This is a genomic window from Cyclobacterium sp. L-R (assembly GCF_056859355.1).
Window position 1 is genome coordinate 176,613 of record NZ_JBSXOH010000095.1, and the last position, 22,323, is coordinate 198,935.

Sequence of the window (22,323 nt, forward strand, 5' to 3'; positions counted from 1 at the left end):
GTCAATTAATCTACTCGGATGATAAAGGTGATTCTTCCTTGAGAATATTCTGCGGTAGAGTTACCACTTTGACGCTTGAAGGACAATCCATTCACTACCGTTCGGTAATAATTTAGCACTTCGTTGCTTACATTGTATTCAAGGGGAATGGCTTGCACAATTCTGCCATTGTCGTTCACTGTGATTCTAAAAACGATTCTCCCATTTCTATTGGAAAGCCTATCCTGGATATTGGGTTTGGAAGCAAAATCCCAACCTGCGAGGTCCAGATTATATCCACCACCATCACCGGTATTGCCTTTACCTGACTGCAAAATAGACCTTCCATCTATGGTGCCTTGTGGATTGCCTTCATCCCCAGCCTGTGAGCTATTTCCTTGACTACTCCCTGCATTAGGTTGCTGGGCTGTCCCTTTAGTACCTCCTGCACCAAAAATGGCTCTAGGGTCTACTGTAGGTTGAGGTTTTTCTACCTTTTCAGGCTTTGGTTCTTTTTCAGGCTGACTCTTAACAGGTACAGTCTCCTTTGGCGTTGTTTCTTTGGGACTTTCTACCTTCTCCACCACTTTTTTCTCTGCTTTTACAGGACTGGGTGTTTTGGCAACTGCCTCAATCTTAGGCTGTGTCTTTTTGGGTTCAGAGGGTGCAGGATTGGACTTTGGAGGTGTTACAGGTGCTACATTTTCAGTCACTTGCGGTGCAGGATCACCTGGTGCTGCTGCCTCAGTAGTTTGCTCTTGACTTGGAGAAGGTGGCGTTTCGGTCTGCTTCGAATCCGAACCAACGTCAGAAAAACCAAGATTCAATTCAAGCCCAAATTGAGACATGGGAGGTACTGGCTGCTTCCACACCATAATAAAATAGAAACCAATCAAAAGCAACACATTAATAATAAGCGTAATGAGTATTGCTTTTCGATTATTTTCAGCTGTTGCTTTATGGTCTTCCCAAATTTCCATCGCTTACTTAAACGGTTGTGTTGCTATGGTTACATTGGCATCAAGGCTGGCAGCAATGCCTCCTATTTCCACCAAATATTCCACAGGTACTTCTTTGTCTATATGCAGAACAACATACCCCTTGTTTTCCTTCAATAAGGCAGTCAATTCACCTTTAATGGCATCCCTAGAAACTTGCTTGTCATTTACTGCAAACCTGAGATCCTTAGTTACACTTACAGTAACTTCCTGCATTACTATGTCTGAGCTTTCGCTGGAAGGTAGGTTAACAGGAAGCCCCGATGGCGTAATAAAAGAAGAAGTAAGCATAAAAAATATAAGCAACAGAAATATAATATCAGTCATGGAGGACATGCTGAAACTAGCTTCTATTTTATTTTTAGACTGCAGTGCCATATTATTTTTTATCCTGTAAAAGATCTATAAACTCAATTGTGGTATACTCCATATTATGGATGAGTTTTGAAACCCTAGTAACCAGGTAATTATAACCTAGGTAAGCAATTATACCTACCACTAAACCTGTGGCAGTGGTAATCATGGCTTCATAAATACCGGTAGAAAGAAGTTTTGGTGAAACCATTCCCTCCTCTTGAGCCACTCCAATAAATGCCCGAATCATACCTGCTACAGTACCTAAGAAACCTATCATAGGTGCAGCTCCAGATACGGTAGCCATTAGGCTAAGGTTTTTCTCCAGTTTATATATTTCAATTTTCCCTACATTTTCTATGGCCACCTCTATATTTTTGAGCGGACTACCTATCCTTTCCAAACCTTTTGAGATCATGTGGGCAACAGGTGTTTCTTCACCCTGACAAACCATTTTGGCTTGTTCTATATTGCCACTCTGTACCATCATTTTCACCTGATCTATCATCCCTTTAGGCGTTTTTGAAGCCTTTTTTAGGGTGATCATCCGTTCAATAAAGATAAAAATGGCTAGGATAAAAAGTAAATAAAGGGGGATCATCATATAGCCACCCTTGATCATTAAATCCAACAGACCAATATCGTTGGTACCTGCCCCTTCCATGAGGGCAAGAGAATCTACAGCCTGAAGGCCGTCATTAGTTGACAAAGTTTGTAGTAAGATCATATTAGTATTTCAAAACCCATAAGTTTTCTTCATAATTTCCCTGGACCTCCTCCATAGCTTCTAAAGCAAGGTCTACATTTTCAAACTGACCTACTGCCAGTCGATAATAATGGATCTTTCCATAGGGATGTATGAGAAACGTACTCTTTCCATCTTTATTGAGTTTATTGGAATAATCTCTTGCTAGATCATCATCTATAAAGCTTCCAACAACCAAAAAATATCTCGGTGCGTTTTCTCTGGAGTTGATCTCCAAAAGTGTAGGGGTATTTTCCTGTTCTGCCACCGGTTCCTCGACTACAGCTTCCGCCTCAGGTTCGGGCATGACTGGTACAGGATTAGTGGGCAATTCAGTTTTTGCTTTTTGAGGAGTAGCCTCTTTATTAAAGGTATCAAATACGCCGTAATAATAAAGGCCAAAACCTAAACCAAGTATAAACAAAAGAATGATAAGAAAGACAGGCAGGGTGTTGTCTTTTTCCTTTTCTGCAGGTGGATTATTTTTTGATTCACCTGCAGGTTTTTGACCAACTGTACCTGAACCAGCCTTCGCAGCTGCACCACCTTCCAATGGCGTTACATTGACCGGAGGCAGTCCAAAGTCCTCATCATTATCGGATTGGCTATTTTGATCCTTGGAATTTTTCTCAGACATCTTAAAAATTGTTATTTTAATCCACTAAGCTAAAGCAAAACCAGCAAATCGCCAATATTGCTACCAATAATTCCGCCAATCCTTTTATAAAATTTCAAAATCTAGCACCAATATTTTCTTATTGGTTTTTACCATTTTTTAAAATTTAAACCCAACGCCGCCTATTACTTGAATGGCACGTACTTGATAGTTGTTAAATCGCTGGTATTTCTGATTGAGTAAATTATTGCCATAAATAAAAGAAGAAATCCTATTGGTAAACGAATAGTCTGCTCCTATTTGAAGATCCACTATTGTTCCAAGTTTTCTTTGGCTATCCGAAGCTAAATTTATTACATCTATTCCACCCATTGCATTAATATTCGCATGAATAAGCCACTTCTCATCCGGTGTAAAGGTGTTGTTTAACTTGGCCTCCCACTCAGGACGGTGCCATGCTGCATCAATTTCATCCAAAGTATACTGGTAAAAATGCGCAGAAGCATCAAGTTGATACCACTCATCAAAAGTATAATCGAGAGAGGCATGGTATTCCAATACTTTGGAATTATTGTCATAAATAAGTTGAAACCTCGTACTGTCCATTTCATTGTTGCCATAGAAATGCATATTCGTAAAGTCTCCATATTTAAACCCTACCTTATAATTGGCCTGGTCATTGGCTTTTCCTGTAATCCCTGCATCAATCTGAAAATTCTTAATTGTGTTCTTCAGGTTTTCAGAAGGCCCCAAAAATGGATTTTCTTGAATAAAATCGTAATAGGTATTTCTTATAACATCTCCTTCATAAGAACCATAAATCCCCAACTCAGGAACAACATGATAGGACAAGTTCAATAAAGGATAAACATGAAATTCCTTGGTTTTATTAGGAACTATATCGTTTTCCTGGATAACATTGGCTCCTACTTTAATCTTAAAAGCATCTTTGGCATATTGCACATACGGCTGAAGCTTAAAGTAATTTCTTTGAATATCATCATAATAAATATCACTTGGAGAAGTAAATGCCAATAGACTGTTTATCCCTCCCTTAAGAAAATCGTTGGCCCTAAAACCTGCATTTGCTCTTACAACTACTTCACTTTCTTTGGCATCAAACCGGTCATTGAACAAGCGCAATGCAACATTGGCCTCATAATCGAAAGGCTCAGTCCTTTCCACTCTTCTTAAACCTGCCATGGCTTTGATTGTCCCAAAAACCTGACGGATAGAATCTTGCATTACCAAATTTTCTGGATCTACTGTATACCCATAAAAATGATGCATGTCTCGTTCATAACCCAACCTACCATAAACCTCAAAATCATCCCTGTAAAGACTTCCATTAAGTAATAGATCCGTATGGTCTTCCGCTGAATTGATACCATCTACAGGGCCTGTATAGAATCCCTGATGTTTAAAATGAGCCCCATAGGTATAATCATCATTGCTCATGTTATGGTAATCTGCCTGAATCAATGGTGAAGAATAATTTCCATAACCTAGTTTTACTATTGCCTGGGTTTGGTCATTATTTGGCTTAGGAAAAGATTTCTCATATGGTTGAAATTTGATGTCAACTGGAGCCAATGTGGCATCAAAGTTTTTAACCTGATAATTGTAATTGATTGAAGTAGATACAGGAGGAAGTGCAGGACTTTTTTCAAATACCCTCAATTGACGAGGTAGGCTTAATACCCTGTCTTTCCTGATAATAAATTCAGTGTCCCTGATTTCACCTCTTTGGGGCGCTGCGGTTTCTTGAGAAATTCCCTGGACAGCCCCAGAAATTATCATCAATCCAGTTAATAAATATTTTATAGGCTTCATTAATTGGCTAAGTTGATGGTTTTTAATAAAGATTCTGCTTCCTGCTTGACAGTGTCATCCGTAGCATTTTCTATAATGGATTCTAAAGTAGCTTTTGCTTGAAATTTTTCATTCATGGAAATGTAATTTTGAGCTAGCACAATAAACTGCTTTCCATACCAATAGGCGTATTGGGTAAAAGGTTGTGAATTATTAAAAATCAACTCATTAGAGAGCGAAAATTCACCCTTTTCATGGTGTCTCAAAGCCAATTTATAAAGTGCTTCTGCTCCTTGTTCAGTTTTATGGTTTTCCATCAGCTGCTTGTACACCAGCATGGCCTTGTCAACTGCATTGGTGTTTTCAAGGGATTTAGCTTTGATCAATAAAGCATTGGATTCAGAATCAACAGTGATGTTCCCTAATTCAAGAATCTTGTCTGCACTCCTGATGGCTTCCTTATAAGCTTTGGTTTCAAAATAAGCTTGCATCAATCCGAAGGTAGCCTCGTATTCCTCCGCTTTACTTCGGGCATTTTGGGCCGTAAACTGATAATAAGGTATGGCTTTGGAATAGTTGCCATTGCCAAATTCAATATGCGCAAGCTTTTGGAATACCCTACTTTTTAGGTTGTTATCACTAGTATTTTCTAACTCGTAGTAAATAGACAAGGCCTTGGCATTGTCTCCCAGTCTAAAATAAGCATCGCCTAAATAATACTTGGCTTCAGGAAGTTGAGCTGAGTTGGGATAGTTCCTGATGAAATTTTGTAAGGCAGTAAGTGCTTGACTGTATGACTGATTGAATACCAAACTTTTTGCAGCTTCAAACTCTACATTTTGTAGGTTATTATTACTAGGGTTGGACTTGCGGTATCCCGACAAATAGGTGGAAAACTCTTGTGACCTTCCTTGTAAGGACAAACTTTCCTGCAAACCAACCAAGGCGGTTTCTCCATTCTCAGCATTCGGATATTTATCCAAGATCATTTTATAATCTTCTATGGCTTTGTCGTAGTCTTTTAGAGAATAATTAGCAACGGCTCTCCCTTCCAAGGCAAAAGGTATGAAAGGACTGTTAGGTTTATTACTAATTAGTTTTGAAAAGACATCTCTACCTTGGCTATAATTCAACTCTTCCATGTGAATTTGAGCCTTTTGGTACAAGGCATCTTCCATGTACAAGCTATTTGGAAAATTGTTTATCACTTGATCCAATTGCCTGATTGCCTCTCGGTTATTGTTCTGAAAATTTGCCACTACTCCTCCTCTGAAATAGGCATAATCGCTGTAAGCATTATTTTCAGCTACCGCTCTTCGGAAAACGTTGGCAGCATCAGTGAATTTTTTCTGCACGTAATAAGTATCTCCAAGTCTTATAAAAGCATCATCATAATGCTGCTTGTCACTACTATTCTTTAATTTGTCAGTATAGCTCTTGAATTGTCTTTCAGCTTTGTCATATTGGCCGTCATTGAAATAGGCATAGCCTAATCCATAATGAGTTCGGATAAGACTTGGGTCCATAGAAGGTGGATTCATGCTAATCAACTTTTCATAAGCTTGAATCGCTACTTTATCCTTATTACTAGCTGCATTGGCTTCACCTTTCCAGTATTGCGCCTGGTATTGCAAGGACTTGTCTATGGGGTATTGAAGTGACTTGTCTAATAACCTAAGTGTCCCATTGAGGTTATTGTCCCTATAATAGGTCATTGCCTGATAAAAGGTGACTTTCTGGTAAGCAGATTTAATCCTATCCGATTTATTATTCATTTTCTCCATGTGACTTATTGCACGGAGATAATTATTGGTATTGACTAAGGCATCACTAAGTAAATTCTCAGCGGCTGTTTTTTGACTACCCTGAGGGTATTCATTCAGGTAGGTATCCAAAGCTGTAATCGCTTCCTGAAATTTACCTAGTTCCAAACTTACTTTGGCATAATTAAACAAGGCTTCTTCCTTAATTTCAGGTCTAAAGTCTAATTTATAAGCCGCATTAAAACTATTGGCAGCGAAGGGTAAGTTTTTCTGCTGAATATAGGCATAGCCCAAAAAGTAACTGGCAAGATGTCCCAATTCATCGTTTACTAAAGCCACTTCTTTAAAAAACTGGCTTGCTTCAGCGAATTGTTTATTTTCATAATGGGCAACACCAGCCTTATATTGTTGGTCTCTAGATAGCTTTCCTTTCTTGGCAGTCCAAAAAGCCATGTAGTGAACTGCTGCCTGACTAAAGTTATTTTTGTCGTAATAGGCTTCTGCCAATAGCAGGTGAATTTGTTCGCTGTTTTCGAGCCCCTTATTATTAATTATAGGTGCTGCATATTCAATCAAGGTATCTAGTTTTTGTTGTCTGTAATAAATACCAGCCAACATATAAGGTACTTTCAGACTGTACTCACTGGATTTTTCTGCTTCCTTAAAGTCTTTGGCTGCCGCTTCAAAATCGCCTTGTTCAAATGAACTGTATCCTGCATAGAAATAAGCACTGGCCAAAAAGGGACTCCTATAGGTTTTTGCCCGTTCAAAATAACTTTTAGCTTGGGTGTAATTCTTTAACTGAAAATAACTGTACCCTGTCTTAAAAAAAAATTCAGGATGTCGATCTGTGGTAAGCGGCACATTGCGTAGCAAGTCAAAATTGCTAATGGCTTTTTTGTAATTCCTATTGACAAAATAATGATTTCCTAGAATCCAAGCTGCTTCATTTCTTAGAGATTCATTGGGATAGTCAAGGATAAAAGCATCCATCAGAGAGGTACCTTCAGGAAAATCCCCTCGAAGTGAGGACAAAGCTTTATAATAGGCAACAGCTACTGCCCGGCTATTCTCATTGATATCCGGATGCGTAGACAACCTGTCAAAAGCTTCTCTAGAGGAGGAAAATTGGTCCTTTTGAAACAGTTCAAGTGCATCCTGAAATTTAGCTTCCAGACTGGTTTGATATAAACTGGATTGGGAATAAACCTGACCTATCATTAGTAAGGTTAAACCATAAAATAGAAATGTTTTTCTCATTCTCAATTTGCGCTCAATGAAGAATTTTAAAAATTAGTTCTTTTAATATCTGACTATCATCGACAGAGTTGGTAGTCGTTACCCCTTTGGAACGTAAGTCCGCCTCCTTAAGGTATCCAATAACATCAATAATCTTGCCTAAAGAATAATTTTTAGCTGCAATGGTGTATTCTTTAACAAAATAAGGGTTTACCTTAATAACTCCTGCAAGCTCCCGTTCACCTAAGTTTTTATTGGCTTTGACTAATAAAAGTCGGGAAAAATGGATGTAAAGAAGTGACAGTATGGGTATTAAGGGATGGGACTTGGTGTTTTGACCAAAATAGTTAATGATGGTATTCGCCTTCAATATGTCTTTATAGCTAATGGCTTTTGTCAACTCGAAATTATTAAAGTCTTTGCTAATGCCAATGAATTGCTGAATGTGCCCTGCGTTAATTTTCTCAGGTTCATTAAAATTAATAATCATTTTATCAATTTCATTGGTCAGTACCTCCATATTGTTCCCAATGGATTCGGCTAGAATCTGGCAAGCCTTGGTTTCGATGGTATGTCCCTTTGATTTCACATATTGGTCTATATAAGGAGCCAATTTGTATTCAGGGATTTTATCTGACTTTACCAGAATGGCTTTTTTGTCCAGCTCTTTTGCAAGGGCTTTACGTCCGTCCAGAACTTTGTATTTATGGGCAAAAACCAGAATTGTACTAGGTAACGGATTTTTAATATAGGCGATTAACTGCTGATCCCCTAGTTCTTTTCCAAGGTCTGGAATGTTTTGGGCTTCTTTAACGATTACGACCTGCCTATCAGCCATCATAGGAAAGCGCTTGGCATTATTGAGAATGGATGCTACTGTAGCATCTTTTCCATACATTATCGTTTGGTTAAAACTACGATCTTGAGGAGCCAAAGCGTTGTTTTCAATAAAACCCGTAATTTTATCAATGAAATAAGGCTCTTCACCCTGAAGGAAATAAATAGGTGCAAATTTATTTGCTTCCAGATCTTTTAAAATACTTTCCGGTTTACTGGGCATACCTGGTTTAAAAATGAAACTAAAACAGGCCAAATATAAAAAGAATAAAGGATTATTAACTGTTGATTGAAACAATACCTTCATTACTTTTGTATGTATTATGTCACTAAAGCAAATTTAAGGTGGAAACTATAGAAACAGGCATCTCATTCTACAAGGAAGGAAAATTTGACGCAGCCTTGGCTGTATTTAACCAGCTAATCGTAAAGGAAGGGAAAGTTCCTGCCTACCTGCATTACCGAGCGCGTATTCAATCCAGACTTGGTGCTTTGGAAGAAGCTTTAATGGATTTTGATACACTGCTTGAATTAGACACTTACAATACCACCTATATTTCAGATAAAGCAGTAGTATTACACTTATTGGATCGCAACCATGAAGCCAAGGAAGCGTTTGACCAGGCCTTAAACCTTGATCCAAACAATCCCTACCGCTATTCAAGCAGGGCCTATTTTAGGGATAGAATTGGCGATCTCAACGGAGCAATAGCCGACTATGAAAAAGCCATAGAACTAGATCCAGAAGATGCCGTGGCGCATAACAATAAAGGAATTGTAGAAGAAAAACTTGGGTATAAAGAGCAATCCAAGCAAAGTTATTCCATAGCAGACAAACTTACTGGTTACCAAGCCCCTGAAAGCAATGAATCGGCGCTTCCCAAAATTGATAATGCTCCGCAAAACACTATCGAAGAGCCAGTTAAAAAACAAGAAGGGCTCAACTTAAAAGCCTATTTTAAGGTATTAACAAACGTATTTACAGATAAAGAAACCAGAGCTGAGTTTATATCTTTTATAAAGACAAAATTTAAACGCTCTTGATTACATAAAGGGGTTTATTAATAAAATAGGACATTTTTTTCGAAAGATTATTGGTGAAGAGTTTCTCAAACCAACTTTTCTTTTTGCTTAGGGTAAATAATATATTTCCTCTGGAAGTAATCAAATAATTTTCCAAGCCCAATGCAGGTTCATCACGGTAGGATTTTAAAACATAATTCACCTTTTCATAACTGATAAAAGGAGCCAATTCTTCCTTTAAATACTCGTATTGGGCTTTGTCTATTATATTTGATTTCGAGCTTACGTGGACCACGTCAATTTCGGCAGAATAACACTGAGCAATTTGTACTACTTTCTGTATAGCTAGCTTATCTTCTTCCAGATAATCAGTGGCGTACACAAGTTTTCTGGGAGGTTTAAAGAAAACCTTTCTAGGAATAATAAACACATCACAACTGGCATTTTGTACTACCCTGCTGGAATTGGTTCCAATGAAATTATTCTTGAATTCATTGATCCCCTCTGTCCCCATTACTATGAGGTCTATTTTATTGTTTTCTGAATAATCAAGGATGGTTTTTACAGTTTTTCCTTCCATAATAAGTGATCGACAAGAAACTAAGCCCTTGTCAATACTTTCTTCCTGTACAACTTTAACCAGGTTTTCAAGTTTTTTTCTTGCAGCAGGCAAGCTGTCTTCAAGTGCTTTGGATGGAAATAATTTTTGATAATCTTCCTTGTCAGGGACGTGGAAGATAATTAATTCTGCGCCCAACTTCTCTCCTAATTTGGCCGAATATTCAATTGCGTTTAAGGCAGATTCTGAAAAGTCTATTGGACAAAGAATGGTATAATTTTTCATAGTCAAAAATTAATTTTAATAACCTTGTTCTGCACTTACCTCATTAATTAAAGGCATATTTTTACTTAGGTTTCTATAATTGGTAATTATCTGAGGAGCAGCAGCTTTATAATTAGTAATGCTGGCAATATGGGGAGTGATCATGATCTCATCTTGTTCCCAAAATGGGTGATTTTTATCCAAAGGCTCTTTCCTGAAAACATCCAGTAAAACACCTGAGATACGTCCTGATTTAATGGCAGGGATTAAATCCTCTTCCACCAGATGACTCCCTCTTGCCACATTAATAAGGTAAGTACCTTCTTTAAACTTGGCAAAAAGATCCGCATTCAAAAACCCTTCTGTTTTCGATGTAAGAGGCAAAAGGCAAACGACGATATTTACCTGATCCAAAAAATCCTGAATTTGGTCCCCATAGTAGTAGGGATACCTAAAAGATGCTTTGGGTGAATTACCATATCCAAAACATGGAAACCCAAGAGCATTGACCTTATCCAACACATCGCCTCCCAGTTCACCTACTCCCATTACTCCCACCGAAATGGGAATTTCCGGTTGGGTCATGTCCCAGGTCTTGGTCTTTTTATCTATCAAGTATCTTTTAAATTGCCGGTGATAGTTGAGAATTCCCATCACTACATAATTGGTCATGGAAAAGGTAAGTCGGGGATCAACAATTCTTGTAATAGGAACATTTTCAGGGAAATAATCCGACATGATATGATCTACACCGGAACCCATTGAACAAATTAATTTTAGGTTTGGAAATTCCTTGAGAATATTTTTAGGATGTTGCCACAATACAACTACTTCCACAAGCGCCTTGTCTTTTATCTCTGGATAAATTTGAAGATCGATATCTGGTGCTAGTTCAAGAAAAATGCCCTTCCAGGCATTAAGCTCTTTTGCAGATTTATTTGGCGCAACAATTGCTAATGCCATATAAAGAGTTAATTGGTTTTGGATTGTTGAATTTAACTAATGCTTTTATATACGCTTTGTATATGATGTATCAGGAGGTGGATACGCCAAGCAACATAATGGGGGTTGATAAATATTTCCTAACAAATTCCTTATCTTTACAAATAGGTGATTTAACCGCTTAAATAAAATTATTACCTGTTCAGTAAGCCCTTTTTACTCACAGATAAGCTTTAGTACAATCTAATTATAATATCTATGAAAACAAAGAATATCATTTGTCTAATTGGACTTTTTTCGCTTGTTAATTTGAATCTTTTTGCTCAGATAAAAATGCCTCAGGCAAGCCCAAATAGTGAAATAACTCAGCAAGTAGGACTCACTACACTACATCTCGAATATTCTCGTCCAAGTAAGAAAGACAGAAAGATATTTGGGGAATTGGTCCCCTTTGGTAAGGTATGGAGAACAGGAGCAAATAATCCTACCACACTAGAATTTGATAAGGATATTAAGGTAAATGGAAGAACATTGAAAGCTGGTAAATATGCCATTTACTCCATTCCTGAGAAAAAAGAGTGGACAATTATCTTTTCTAACAATACAGAATTATGGGGTGCTATGGGGTATGATCCATCTGATGATGCACTGAGAATAAATGTCCAAGTTAATAAGCTTAAAAAGCCTGTTGAGTCAATGGAAATTCATTTTTCTGACCTGACAGATTCCGGAGCTCAATTTAATCTCTCATGGGACAAGACCACAGTAAGCTTCAAAATAGAAATGGAAGTGGATCGTGTGGTTATGAGTCAAATAAGAAGCCTGCTTATCGATAAAGAAAGCAATGATCCGGGATTGTTATTTCAGGCTGCCAATTATTACTATACCCAAGGTAAAGACCTTAGTTTAGCAAGTGAATGGGTAGCAAAATCAGTTGAAACAGATCCCAAATATTACACGGTTCACCTCCAAGCAAAAATTCAAGCTGCATTGGGTAATACAAGTGAAGCCATCGCAGCGGCTCAGAAATCAATGGAAATGGCCGAAGAAGCCGGAAACCCTGACTATGTAGCCCTAAATCAGCGATTAATTAACGCAATCAAAAAATAAGGGCCTTAGTAAATAAAAATCCGAAATAGGCAACTTATAAATTTTACCTATTTCGGATTTTTATATTTAATTCAAATTCCTTAGCTTTTTTCCCATTTTGAGAAGTGCTAGCCTTTGCTTACTGTTGGCTTTTTAGGCTTAGGGATAAATAGGCTAAGCAATGCCGAAATTGCCATTACCAATAAACAGCCTATGGCATTGTACCATAAAAAGCCAATGTCAATACTTAAATCTCCAATAGTTTTGCCATTGTAATAGTGAAGGGTAAGGATAAGTATTTCAGTAACTATGGCTGCCAAGAAAACAGCTTTCCCTCCTACCCACTTCATAAAAAACGCTACCATAAATATTCCCAATATACTTCCATAAAACAAGGAACCTAACAAATTAACGGCCTGTATAAGGTTTTCAAACAGCGTCGCATAAGTGGCAAAAAGAATGGCAAATACTCCCCACAATACAGTAAACCACCTGGATGATTTCATATAATGATTTGAACTTTGTTCCTTATTTATTGATCTCCTGTAAATGTCAATCGTGGTAGTGGAAGACAATGCATTCAACTCTGAGGCGGTAGATGACATGGCCGCACTAAATATAACAGCGAAGAGCAACCCAATGACTCCTTGTGGAAGGTAGTCCATCACAAAGCGCATAAACACATAATCCGTATCCCTGGTTTCTGCCAATGGATCATTTTTTACAATCAGTTCTTTTACCTGGTCCCTTACATCTTCCTGTGCCTTGGTATGGTCACTGATAGCAGATTTATACTGGTCTATGGCTTCTTGATCTTCATTTTCGATGGCTCCCAATAGCCCATTTATACTTTCTCCCTTACTTTCAAAAATATTGGTATACGTTTGTTCCAGATCATTAAAATCATGCAAGTATTCACTCTCTTTCAATTTATCGAGCTGAATGGTATTAAAGAAAACTGGAGGTTGATAAAATTGGTAAAAGACAAATACCATCACCCCTATAAAAAGGATGATAAACTGCATGGGTACTTTTAGGAATCCGTTCATCATTAAGCCCATTCTACTCTCAGTCAAGGTCTTACCACTGAGGTAACGTTGTACCTGGGATTGATCCGTGCCAAAATAAGAAAGGAAAAGAAACAATGCCCCAGTAAATCCTGACCAAAAGTTATACCTATCAGATAAATCAAATTCAAAATTGACAATATTGAGCTTGTCCATTTTACCTGCCACATGCAATGCTTCCGTAAAACTGACTGGTATCATTTGTACCACAATAATTCCTGCCAAAATCATCCCTCCCATCATTACTGTCATTTGCTGCTTTTGGGTAACTGAAACAGCTTTAGTACCTCCGGAAACGGTATAGATCACTACTATTACTCCTATAAAAATATTCGTAAAAGTCAGGTTCCAGCCCAATAGGGTTGACAATATTATGGCTGGAGCATAAATGGTGATACCTGCAGCCAAACCTCTCTGAATCAAGAATAGACCAGCAGTCAAAGTTCTTGTCTTTAGGTCAAATCTTTGTTCGAGAAACTCATAGGCTGTATAAACCTTTAGCTTGTAGTATATTGGTAGGAAAAAAACGCATATAAATATCATGGCCACGGGTAGACCAAAATAAAATTGAATGAAGCGCATGCCATCAGAATAAGCCTGACCAGGCGTACTCAAGAAGGTAATGGCAGAAGCTTGCGTAGCCATTATGGACAAGCCAATGGTCAGCCAATTCATGTCATTGCCACCACGGATATATTTGTCCATATCCTTAGGCCCATAAGTTTTATAAATTCCATATCCTGCTATGACCAACAGGGTTCCAAATAAAATAGTCCAATCCAGGTAACTCATGAATAATACTTAGTTAGCCAATACAATAGACCTATTAAAATCCCTAAAACAATTATTTGAAGCCAATACAATCGGTTCCAATTTTCATACTCTTTGCTATTCTTCATTTCCTTGTTCAATTAAATTAACAAAAAGTTTGATCGCACCTGGGACACCAGCAGGTAGTAAACGAAACCATGATATACCTGAATAGGTATAAGTTCCATTACCGTAATTGGTTACCAGGAGACTTCCTTTTGAGGCAGATTCACCTGGGTCCTGCATTAATAGTGGTGTTTTATAATGTGGGTCCCATTCACCAGGAAAATACAAGCCTCTCTCCTGTACCCATCCATCAAAATCCTTTGCACTGATTTTATTAGGTTGATTAAGCACTGGGTGATTTTCAAGCAAAACCTTTACCGGGGAGTTTTCAACGGTGACCCTGTCTCTGGACAAAGTCAATGGATAAGGGCCAAATTCTTTACTCAGAAGGGATGAACTTGTATTGTATTGTACTATAAGGTTTCCGCCATTGTTCACATATTCCATCAAAGCATCGGTATGAGAAGCCAATCCCTGGTTTACATTGAAAGCCCTAATCCCAGTAATAATGGTGGAATATTTTGATAAATCCGCCCCCAACTGTACCTCCTCAATACGCTCAACAGAATAACCAAGGTTATTCAATATTCCGGGAATATCATCTCCAGCCCCAGAAATATATCCTATGGTTTGATTGCTCAATTTCATATTAAGCCTGATCAGGTTAAAGGAGGCTTCAGGAAAATAGGTGAGATTAGGAATATGTGGGTACAAAATGCGTTTGGTATTCTCTTGAAAGATTTCACCATCCGCCGTTTCATAATACACCTTGTGAGCTGATTTTTCCTCTCCATTCGAATTTTTAAGTTGAATTTGGTATCGAATCGTTTTATTTTTCTCGTCGATAGATTGACCTACAATAGAAAACTCACTTTCCTTTAGGCTTTCAATTTTTAGCTTCCCTTCCCTTATTTCTTTGCCGAAGTACACTTCCGCATCCAAGTTTGCCGGGATATTGTTTAACAAAAAGACATTGCTTTGGGACACACTCACAGAAATCTCAGGAACTACTTTAAAAGGCTGGATAATTTCTCCATTGACCGGATCGTTGTATCGGTATTGTAGGGGCATTGCCAATTCAAAATGTTCTCCTTCTAAAGAAAACGACAATGTTCCTTCAACAGTAGGTGCATTGTATGGTTTTCCGATCATGGCTTGATCCTTTACAGTATACAGGTTGTTTTCAGGTTCATTTCTAAGCCAATAAGGTTGAGAATTCAAATGGTTGGAAGGAATTGCAAAGACGATTTCCTTCTGGACAGACTTATTGTTAGCCAGGTTTGTGTCAAAATCCAAGGTTTTATCGAATACCCTAAAGGAAACAAGCTTAATGGGGTTTTCAGTAACCTGGTTAAGGATAACCTTACCTTGAATACTGGATGAAGGGTAATTCAGTTCCGTATCAGATAGAAACAATGCCTTCCACCCTATCGTTTTCATAATCAATTGATTGATAAGCGATTTCTTATCATTGACCCAAGGTAAATTTCCTTGGACTTTATTTAATTCTTTTCTGATTTCAATCAGTTTACCAATATTATTGGCTGGCTTTACGAAATCAAAACTTGCAATCAAGGCATCAATTTTACTACTTATCACTTTACCATTAGGCAAAAGTGTCCATCGATTCTTCAAATCCTCAAATGGAGATTCACTGTAAGTCTGTCCATCCACAAACTCAATAAAATCTGTACCTTCTCCTATTGCTGCAGTAGACCCAAAACCTTGGGATTTATGCATTGTACGACTATTGGCTGCTATTTGGGAATAGCTCATTCCTAGTATTGGATTGAACTTCCCAACTTGGAATTCATGGTACTGTTTATCAGGCTTTGGTTCGTACACCCCGCCCCAGTTATATGCATTCCAGAAGATCCTTTTTGCAGACCAGGGTTTTACCTGAGACAATTGCTCGGGAAAGACAGTGGGATCTCCGGATATTTTAAAGGCTTCACTGGCTATAATAGCAGAAGTAGTATGGTGTCCATGGGTAATTCCAGGTATGGTATTGAATCTGGTGATTATGATATCCGGCTGAAAATTACGGATCACCCAAACCGCATCGGACAATAGTTTTTGTCGATCCCAGTTATTAAGTGTTTCGGTAGGGTTTCTACTGTAGCCAAAGTCGATGGCCCTGGAAAAAAACTGCTTTCCTCCATCAGTTTCTCTCGCTTTTAATAATTCTTGGGTTCGTATCATCCCAAGTTCAATGCCCAGTTCTTTACCTATAAGATTCTGTCCTCCATCTCCTCTGGTGAGTGAAAGGTAAGCGACTTCAGCCATTTCTTCATTGGCCAAATAGGCTATTAATCTAGTGTTTTCATCGTCAGGGTGCGCTGCTACATAAAGCACCCTTTTGGTTTCTTTAAGTTTCAAAAGCCCATGGTAGATTTCTGCACTACTTTGGGCATGTAGGGGAAGATAGGAAAATACCAGAACCAGTAAAAACAAACATGTACTTATAAAGACTTGGTAGATTCGCTTGGTTAATTTAGGTGTCATAGTTAAAAGTAAGCATTGTGATAATTAACCTAAAACTAAATTATATTAATGGAAATATAGGCAGACAAGCCTAAGAATTTAATTCCCTCAGTTAGGGTTTTGTAGAATTTAATTTAAAATAGTAACTTATAAAGGTCTGTAAAGTAAATAAATCCAAAATGGCCGTTAATAAAAACCACAAAGACATTCCAGGCAATCCTTCGACCGCTTATTCGAGCAAATTTACATTGAACGATAGGTCCAATGGCTTACCTTTAAAAGTAATGTCAGACTCAGATTGGAACTTCTGGAAAGAAAATGGTTATGTGATCATTAGACAAGCAGTTCCAAAATCCATGACTTCAAGATTATCCAATTTGTTATGGGAATTTGAAGAGAAAGATCCCAATGATATTTCCACATGGTACGCTAAGGAATCCAAAGAAATGGAAATGAAGGAACTTACCAACAGTGGAATGGTGGAGATTTACAACCACCAGTACCTGTGGAATATCCGACAGCATCCAAAAGTGTATGAAGCATTCTCAGATATTTGGGGCTTGGAAAATTTATGGGTGACCATTGACAGGGCAAACCTTAACCTTCCTTCAAGACCGGGTTTTGAATTTAAGGGGTTTATCCATTGGGATTATGATCCCGAGACAAATCCTCAAAATGTTCAGGGGTTTGTGGCATTAAATGACCAGCTTGACACAGCTGTTGGTGGATTTCAATGTATCCCTGAACTCTACCGAACCTATGCTACCTGGAAGAAAAGCCAACCAATAGACCGAGATCATTTTAAACCTGACATCAGTGGTTTTGAATTGACAAAAGTAAAATTACAGGAGGGAGATTTATTGATTTTCAATAGTAAACTTCCTCATGGTATACGACCAAACCTCAGCGAAAACAAAGTCCGTATGGCTCAATATATATCCATGATGCCGGCTGAAGAAGACAATGAGGAAATGAGAAACTGGAGGATATCATCCTGGAAAAATAAAATTGCTCCCGAAGGCTATGCTTTTCCCGGAGACCCAAGAAAATGGGAACAAATAAAATACCCACAGGCTGAACTCAGTCCTCTGGGAAAAAAACTTTTGGGACTTACTTCTTGGTAAGCCCCAAAAGGATTTATAAAGTCCACCAATAGGTGAATTTTAGTGCCAATGTTCTGTTTTTCACATAGAATGGTGCAGGCAAATAATTGTCTGTATAAACCAAGTAAAGGTCAGAGGCTGGTTTAAACCTCCATTGGAACCTGGTATTTAGGTTAATATTGTTTATTTGCTCATTGTACTGGCCAAAGGCAGTAAAGAACAGGGTATTGGTAAATGTAACATCAACTCTAGGCCCAACAAGCCAGAATTTATTGTTCCCCCAAGGCTCAGGTAAATCGATTTGATTGTAATTACCTGTAATAGATAATCCAACGTAAGGTTGGAAGCGATAACCTACCTCACCATTCAGATTGAAACGTTCGCCTTCAGCAAAATACCCTCCATATTGAGAAGAAAGCGTGTAGGTAAATAAACTTTGAGGTTTGGAAATGTATTCTAGTCCAAAGGAGTTCCACTGATGTTCTGTAAATGCATCAAGGGTAAACTGGCTGTAATTGGTAGGGTCAAAAGGCCTTTGTAGTATAATATGGTTGTAAGCATATTTTGCAGTCAAAATACTTTGACTTCTAAACTTCAAGCCATAGGAAAATTCAGTGATATTATCAGTTTGTTCCATTTCCATATCGTAAAATAAGGAAGTGTTGACCGTAGGCCCATGGTTCAGGATCAGTCTACTCTTAGGGAAAAACAAATAAGAAGCATTAGGGTTAATTCTGTAATAGCCATTTCTAGGCACATAACCTACTTCTGCCAAGTAATTTGGGGCAACATACTCATGTTTCCATTCCCAAATCAAATTACCACCCAAGTACCTGATATTGGCCGCATGGACCATGCTTTCATTTTCTTTTAAAGGACTAAAGGATTTAAGAACAAAAGCTTTACCTGCCCATTTTCCATTGGAAGAAGCCAAATTATATTCAACACCTGCGTTTCTGTTATAGCTAAAAATCGGGTCTCCAGGGTTATCTCCATCTAAAGGCATTGAACCAACATTTGTTCTATTGACAAAAATCACTCCGATATTTGACCTTTGACCTACCCTTCTTTGTCCGGCCAAAACGGTGAAATTTTGTGCAGGAGTATTGGTTTCATTTACTTTTCCAGTCTGCATATTCATGGCGCCAATTCGCCAATCCTTATTGATTTTACCACTCAATCTTGCACCAAATTGTATGGGGGCATTCAATCCGATTCTTCTTGAAAAGAAAGGACGAATGGTTTCGTATCCAAAACTTGCAAAGAGGTCACCATTTTCCAGGAAAAACTGTCGTCTTTCAGGATAGAACAATTCAAAGCGGTCTAGATTGGTAATCTGCCTATCAACTTCTACTTGGGAGAAGTCTGGATTAACTGTCAAATCAAGATTCAAAGAGGAGCTAACGGCTATTTTAGCATCCACACCTACCCTGTTTTGATAATCTGAAGGCAACTCCCTGTCATTGTCTTTTACCATACCTCCCATCACATAGGGAATCACAGAAACATTCATTCCTGCCTCTGGTGGAGCTTCATCCCAAACCAAGGTACCAGTATAAGCCAATGAGGCTGAAGGAAATTGTCTGGGAACAGGTGCCCAGGATGATTTTTCAGTTGACTTTAGGTCTTTACGGCTAAAGTTAATGCCCCATTCCTTGATTCCTTTTTTATATCTTATAGACTTAAAAGGAATGGCTGCCTCAAAAACCCATTTGTCTGGATAATTCTGAACCTTGGAAACCCATTTGTTGTCCCAACTTAAATCCACACTTCCTCCGCCGTACATGATTCCATCCCATTGGGCTCCGGCAGCATTGGCACCAAAAGAAAAACCATTGGTTTGGTCATCAAAGGGATCCATGAAAAGTAGAAAATTATCATTCTTACCGAATGCAAAGTCACGTCGCAAAGACTCTACATAATAGGGACCTTCTTCCCCATGATGATTGATTACCAAAAGATAAATTTGTTTATCATCATAAGTCATCATCACTTCCGTCTTCACATCAGCATAGCTGGTGTCCATAGGAAGAATCATAAAGAAGTCTTTGGCTACATCGGCATCAGCCCAAGCCTGCTCATCCACAATACCATCAATCAAAACTGGAGAACTGGCTCTCTTTATATTTAACCTGTAATCTTCATTGATCTTTTGAGCCATTCCAGGAATGGCGAGAAGGGTCACTAATAATAAAACTATACTTTTCCGCATGACAAATTCACCTTACCGCCAAAACTAAAAATAGAGCCTTTGACAGGTAATAAATAAAATAATTAATTTAAAGCGCAATAATAACTTAAATTATATAAAAACTAGGATATAACTGGGGTGTTTTTTTCATTTACCCCTGATGATTATACCGATTGCGAAATGAGTTTATAAATGGTTAGTTCCTTGTTGTTTTTTGAATCACCTTACCAGTTGCCTTGCTTTTCAAAATTAGCTTTTCATCCCCGTTGGGTAAGGTCTCTTTCTTTATAAGATAGTATTCAGCATCATGACTAATGTAATTTGTTTCTTTTTCGCTGATATGATCCCCCCTCCAATCATCGATTTTTATTGGTTCCCATAATTTACTTTCGGCTGATAAAAAGGCCGCATCCAAAATTGCGTTGACAATGTATCCATCGTAAAAAGTCTCTCTGGGCTCCTTGCCTTTGTCCATGGCATCAAACATATCCGTAAACATATGTGGATAACCCAATTCATGGGCTTCATCACCTACTGGGAACAACCAGCCTGAATCTGACTCTGCTTTTTCTGCTACATATTTTGCTCCTTTTCCTGTAGTAAACATATCAAAACCAGTCCGAAGAAAGCTATTCAACCAAATCGTTCCTTCTGTACCCATTACTTCATCTCTTAAATCCATCCCTCCCCTAAAGGTCCAACTCACCTCAAATTGCCCTATGGCTCCATTTTCATATTTCACCAAAGCAATGGCATGATCTTCAGCATCTATGGGATGAACTTGGGTATCCGCCCAACACATTACTTCCACAGGACGAACGGATTTGCCTATAAAATTTCTCCCAATCTCTACACAATGACAGCCAAGGTCAATAATGGCTCCTCCTCCGGACTGCTCCTTGTCCCAAAACCAATCACTGTGCGGACCAGGATGCGCCTCCCTGGACTTGGTCCATAAAATTTTACCTAGACTTCCGGCATTGACACTTTCGACGGACTTTAAAAATTTCGGAGTATAACAAAGGTCCTCCAAATAGCCGGCAAAGATCCCTGCACTCTCTACAGCATCAAGCATTCTTTTGGCTTCTGCTGCTGTTCTCCCTAATGGCTTGGTACATAGCACAGCTTTTCCGGCTTCCGCACAAGCCATAACAGCTTCTTCATGTAAATGATTGGGCATGGAAATAATCACTACATCCACCTTTTCGCTGTTGATTGTTTCCTCCATGGACGTACTAAAGCTATCCAGCCCATAATCCTGAGCAAATCTTTCTGCATTATCAGCATTCCTGGAATAAACGCTAATTATTCTGTCCAATCTGCGTTGGGCATGTAATGTATCTGCATAAAAACGGGCGATGAAGCCTGAACCAAGCATAGCAATATTCATAGTATCTATTTTGGGTTAAATCAACAATAAGTTATAATGAAGTCATTCGGTGCCGGAAACAATGGCAAACCAATTGTATATTCGTGTTTTAAAATACTAAATGTACCAAAATCACTGAACATAATAAACCTTATAAGTAATCTTTATTTATAATTTATACGAGATATGATTTGGTAAAATACAGATTTGCAAATTCCAATAAATGGTTATTAACAATATTGAAAAATTTTTAGACTGGGTTCTTACTAAACAACTTAGCCTGAGCTATATTGCTTCAAAGCATAAGTTGAGGATACATGATAAAGAAGAAATAATAGGCGATTTATGGCTTCCTTTCAACCTTAGCTTTGACCCAATAGCCAATAAAGTCACCAAGGCAGAAAAGAACTGGATTGTCTTGTTGGTCAGAGCAGGAACTGCTGCAGTGGGTTATTTTGAAGAAGGCATTAATACGGAGCATAAAGTATTCCGGGCCTATATGGTGAGAAAAAAACAAGGCAAAAGCCAGATTAAATATTTGAAAACCAAAGGAAAATCACGGGCTGGTTCAAGGGTAAGACTCGGTGCTTCGGAAAAGTTCTTTGAAGATATCAACAATAAAATTTCCCAATACCTCAATAATTATCCCATAGATTATATTGCTTATTCCTGCTCCAAAACCTTATGGCCTTTTCTGTTTTCAGCAGAAGGAAGCTTTAAAAAAGACGACCCAAGATTGTACAAGGTGCCCCAGCATGTTCAGGAACCCGGATATGAAAAACTGCTAAAGATCAATGATTTCCTCCAATGCTCAAACTTGGTCATTGAAGAAAAATATCCAGATTATTTTTCAAGTTATATCGACATTGAAAGTCCAGAACAAGAAGACAATGACGATTGGTAAGCAGAATCCGAAATAGAGAATAACCATTATTTTTCTTCTGAAACCATCTGCCACAATAAGCTATAATCCTTACTTTCTTTAACTGAAATTGACAAAATGGCTCTATAAT

The 22,323-nt window shown here is 38.2% G+C and carries 17 protein-coding genes; 4 read left to right on the forward strand and 13 right to left on the reverse strand.

The features are described from left to right. Positions 1-5 precede the first annotated feature (5 nt). From AC13EX_RS20785 to holA, 7 genes are all read right to left on the reverse strand, one after another. Positions 6-959: an energy transducer TonB gene (locus AC13EX_RS20785; RefSeq protein ID WP_482894170.1), complete on the reverse strand. Its 954-nt coding sequence runs from the start codon at positions 957-959 to the stop codon at positions 6-8. Positions 960-962: 3 nt separating this feature from the next. Further along, a complete protein-coding gene (locus AC13EX_RS20790) occupies positions 963-1,355 on the reverse strand; it encodes an ExbD/TolR family protein (RefSeq protein ID WP_048643663.1) in 393 nt (130 codons plus the stop codon). A 1-nt stretch (position 1,356) separates the two neighbouring features. Further along, positions 1,357-2,058 (reverse strand): MotA/TolQ/ExbB proton channel family protein, encoded by a 702-nt coding sequence (locus AC13EX_RS20795; protein WP_048643664.1) that lies wholly within the window; start codon positions 2,056-2,058, stop codon positions 1,357-1,359. A 1-nt stretch (position 2,059) separates the two neighbouring features. Beyond that, positions 2,060-2,713, reverse strand: coding sequence for an SPOR domain-containing protein (locus AC13EX_RS20800; protein ID WP_482894171.1), 654 nt, complete (start codon positions 2,711-2,713; stop codon positions 2,060-2,062). A 138-nt stretch (positions 2,714-2,851) separates the two neighbouring features. Further along, complete coding sequence (locus AC13EX_RS20805; protein WP_482894172.1) at positions 2,852-4,525, reverse strand: TonB-dependent receptor; 1,674 nt, start codon at positions 4,523-4,525, stop codon at positions 2,852-2,854. Next, the gene (locus AC13EX_RS20810) at positions 4,525-7,527 is read right to left on the reverse strand and encodes a tetratricopeptide repeat protein (RefSeq protein WP_482894173.1); all 3,003 of its coding nucleotides are present in this window, start codon (positions 7,525-7,527) and stop codon (positions 4,525-4,527) included. The genes AC13EX_RS20805 and AC13EX_RS20810 overlap by 1 nt, the downstream gene beginning before the upstream one ends. Positions 7,528-7,540: 13 nt before the next feature. Next, positions 7,541-8,566, reverse strand: coding sequence for a DNA polymerase III subunit delta (holA, locus tag AC13EX_RS20815; protein WP_482894174.1), 1,026 nt, complete (start codon positions 8,564-8,566; stop codon positions 7,541-7,543). 122 nt (positions 8,567-8,688) lie between these two features. Between holA and AC13EX_RS20820 the strand changes: the two genes are divergently transcribed. After that, positions 8,689-9,387 (forward strand): tetratricopeptide repeat protein, encoded by a 699-nt coding sequence (locus tag AC13EX_RS20820; RefSeq protein WP_482894175.1) that lies wholly within the window; start codon positions 8,689-8,691, stop codon positions 9,385-9,387. Here the strand turns inward: AC13EX_RS20820 and AC13EX_RS20825 are convergent. Both AC13EX_RS20825 and AC13EX_RS20830 read right to left on the reverse strand, forming a co-directional pair. Then, positions 9,374-10,210: a universal stress protein gene (locus tag AC13EX_RS20825; RefSeq protein ID WP_482894176.1), complete on the reverse strand. Its 837-nt coding sequence runs from the start codon at positions 10,208-10,210 to the stop codon at positions 9,374-9,376. The genes AC13EX_RS20820 and AC13EX_RS20825 overlap by 14 nt on opposite strands. A 15-nt stretch (positions 10,211-10,225) precedes the next feature. Beyond that, complete coding sequence (locus AC13EX_RS20830; RefSeq protein ID WP_482894177.1) at positions 10,226-11,152, reverse strand: 2-hydroxyacid dehydrogenase; 927 nt, start codon at positions 11,150-11,152, stop codon at positions 10,226-10,228. A 237-nt stretch (positions 11,153-11,389) separates the two neighbouring features. On the opposite strand from AC13EX_RS20830, the gene AC13EX_RS20835 reads away from it, so the two are divergent. Further along, positions 11,390-12,241, forward strand: coding sequence for a DUF2911 domain-containing protein (locus AC13EX_RS20835; RefSeq protein ID WP_482894178.1), 852 nt, complete (start codon positions 11,390-11,392; stop codon positions 12,239-12,241). 107 nt (positions 12,242-12,348) lie between these two features. On the opposite strand, the gene AC13EX_RS20840 is transcribed toward AC13EX_RS20835, so the two are convergent. Both AC13EX_RS20840 and AC13EX_RS20845 read right to left on the reverse strand, forming a co-directional pair. After that, on the reverse strand, positions 12,349-14,079 hold the full coding sequence (locus AC13EX_RS20840; RefSeq protein ID WP_482894179.1) for a sodium:solute symporter family protein: 1,731 nt from the start codon (positions 14,077-14,079) through the stop codon (positions 12,349-12,351). A gap of 96 nt (positions 14,080-14,175) precedes the next feature. Continuing rightward, the gene (locus AC13EX_RS20845; protein WP_482894180.1) at positions 14,176-16,668 is read right to left on the reverse strand and encodes a PIG-L family deacetylase; all 2,493 of its coding nucleotides are present in this window, start codon (positions 16,666-16,668) and stop codon (positions 14,176-14,178) included. 158 nt (positions 16,669-16,826) lie between these two features. Here AC13EX_RS20845 and AC13EX_RS20850 point away from each other — a divergent pair, with 158 nt between their 5' ends. Further along, a complete protein-coding gene (locus AC13EX_RS20850) occupies positions 16,827-17,771 on the forward strand; it encodes a phytanoyl-CoA dioxygenase family protein (protein WP_482894181.1) in 945 nt (314 codons plus the stop codon). A 13-nt stretch (positions 17,772-17,784) separates the two neighbouring features. Here the strand turns inward: AC13EX_RS20850 and AC13EX_RS20855 are convergent, their stop codons facing one another. Together AC13EX_RS20855 and AC13EX_RS20860 are read right to left on the reverse strand one after the other, a co-directional pair. Next, on the reverse strand, positions 17,785-19,962 hold the full coding sequence (locus tag AC13EX_RS20855; RefSeq protein WP_482894182.1) for a DUF5916 domain-containing protein: 2,178 nt from the start codon (positions 19,960-19,962) through the stop codon (positions 17,785-17,787). 175 nt (positions 19,963-20,137) lie between these two features. Next, entirely contained in the window at positions 20,138-21,331 is a 1,194-nt protein-coding gene (locus AC13EX_RS20860) for a Gfo/Idh/MocA family protein (RefSeq protein ID WP_482894183.1), read from the reverse strand. A 202-nt stretch (positions 21,332-21,533) separates the two neighbouring features. On the opposite strand from AC13EX_RS20860, the gene AC13EX_RS20865 reads away from it, so the two are divergent. Next, complete coding sequence (locus AC13EX_RS20865; RefSeq protein ID WP_482894184.1) at positions 21,534-22,214, forward strand: hypothetical protein; 681 nt, start codon at positions 21,534-21,536, stop codon at positions 22,212-22,214. Positions 22,215-22,323: the final 109 nt, after the last annotated feature.

Bases quoted from the DNA above. Each gene is read 5' to 3' on its own strand.
- AC13EX_RS20785 (WP_482894170.1), bottom strand. From the start codon at position 959: ATGGAAATTTGGGAAGACCATAAAGCAACAGCTGAAAATAATCGAAAA.
- AC13EX_RS20790 (WP_048643663.1), bottom strand. From the start codon at position 1,355: ATGGCACTGCAGTCTAAAAATAAAATAGAAGCTAGTTTCAGCATGTCC.
- AC13EX_RS20795 (WP_048643664.1), bottom strand. From the start codon at position 2,058: ATGATCTTACTACAAACTTTGTCAACTAATGACGGCCTTCAGGCTGTA.
- AC13EX_RS20800 (WP_482894171.1), bottom strand. From the start codon at position 2,713: ATGTCTGAGAAAAATTCCAAGGATCAAAATAGCCAATCCGATAATGAT.
- AC13EX_RS20805 (WP_482894172.1), bottom strand. From the start codon at position 4,525: ATGAAGCCTATAAAATATTTATTAACTGGATTGATGATAATTTCTGGG.
- AC13EX_RS20810 (WP_482894173.1), bottom strand. From the start codon at position 7,527: ATGAGAAAAACATTTCTATTTTATGGTTTAACCTTACTAATGATAGGT.
- holA (WP_482894174.1), bottom strand. From the start codon at position 8,566: ATGCCCAGTAAACCGGAAAGTATTTTAAAAGATCTGGAAGCAAATAAA.
- AC13EX_RS20825 (WP_482894176.1), bottom strand. From the start codon at position 10,210: ATGAAAAATTATACCATTCTTTGTCCAATAGACTTTTCAGAATCTGCC.
- AC13EX_RS20830 (WP_482894177.1), bottom strand. From the start codon at position 11,152: ATGGCATTAGCAATTGTTGCGCCAAATAAATCTGCAAAAGAGCTTAAT.
- AC13EX_RS20835 (WP_482894178.1), top strand. From the start codon at position 11,390: ATGAAAACAAAGAATATCATTTGTCTAATTGGACTTTTTTCGCTTGTT.
- AC13EX_RS20840 (WP_482894179.1), bottom strand. From the start codon at position 14,079: ATGAGTTACCTGGATTGGACTATTTTATTTGGAACCCTGTTGGTCATA.
- AC13EX_RS20845 (WP_482894180.1), bottom strand. From the start codon at position 16,668: ATGACACCTAAATTAACCAAGCGAATCTACCAAGTCTTTATAAGTACA.
- AC13EX_RS20850 (WP_482894181.1), top strand. From the start codon at position 16,827: ATGGCCGTTAATAAAAACCACAAAGACATTCCAGGCAATCCTTCGACC.
- AC13EX_RS20855 (WP_482894182.1), bottom strand. From the start codon at position 19,962: ATGCGGAAAAGTATAGTTTTATTATTAGTGACCCTTCTCGCCATTCCT.
- AC13EX_RS20860 (WP_482894183.1), bottom strand. From the start codon at position 21,331: ATGAATATTGCTATGCTTGGTTCAGGCTTCATCGCCCGTTTTTATGCA.
- AC13EX_RS20865 (WP_482894184.1), top strand. From the start codon at position 21,534: ATGGTTATTAACAATATTGAAAAATTTTTAGACTGGGTTCTTACTAAA.